This is a genomic window from Zoogloea sp. (genome assembly GCF_023150065.1).
Taxonomy (GTDB): domain Bacteria; phylum Pseudomonadota; class Gammaproteobacteria; order Burkholderiales; family Rhodocyclaceae; genus Zoogloea.
Map to the genome: position 1 here is coordinate 1 of NZ_JAKLLN010000124.1, position 681 is coordinate 681.

The 681-nt window shown below is 67.5% G+C and carries 1 protein-coding gene; it reads left to right on the forward strand.

The genetic code is table 11. From position 1 onward, the window contains the following. Positions 1–574, forward strand: a 574-nt coding sequence (locus tag L6Q67_RS23820) for an HAD-IA family hydrolase (protein ID WP_296576082.1), incomplete at its 5' end; no start/stop codon positions are given. Positions 575–681: the final 107 nt, after the last annotated feature.

Genomic DNA, 681 nt, shown 5'->3' on the forward strand with positions numbered 1-681 from the left:
GGCGGCCAGCGCCGATCTGGGCCTGCCGCCGCCTTCCGACGCCCGGGCGCGTCACGTGATCGGTCTTGGCCTGCAGGACGCGCTGCATCACGCGGTGCCGGAGCTGCCCGAATCCGACTACCCGAAGATGGTGGAGCGCTATCGCCATCACTATCTTTCCAGTGATCACGAGCTGACGCTGTTTGACGGCACCCAGGCGCTGATCGCCGATCTTCATGCCCGCGGCCATCTGCTCGCGGTGGCGACCGGCAAGAGCCGCAAGGGGCTCGACCGGGCGCTGGGTTTTACCGGGCTGGGCAAGTATTTTCACGCCACGCGCTGCGCCGACGAGTGCTTCTCGAAGCCCCATCCGGCGATGCTCTTCGAGCTGATGGACGAGCTCGGCGTGATGGCCGAAACCTGTCTGATGATCGGTGACACGACCCATGATCTGCTGATGGCGAAGAACGCCGGTGTTGATGGTCTGGCGGTGAGCTTCGGGGCCCATCCGGTCGATCAGCTGGTGGCCGAGTCGCCGGTGGCCTGCCTCGATACGCCGGCCGGGCTGCGGGCATGGCTGGAGGCCAACGGGTGATCTGCGCGTCGGCCGATCTCGTCGATGGCGGCGACGGCGTGCGCTTTGTGGTGCAGCGGGGCGGCCGGGATGTGGCGGCCTTTGCGGTGCGTTTCCGGGGCAAGGCC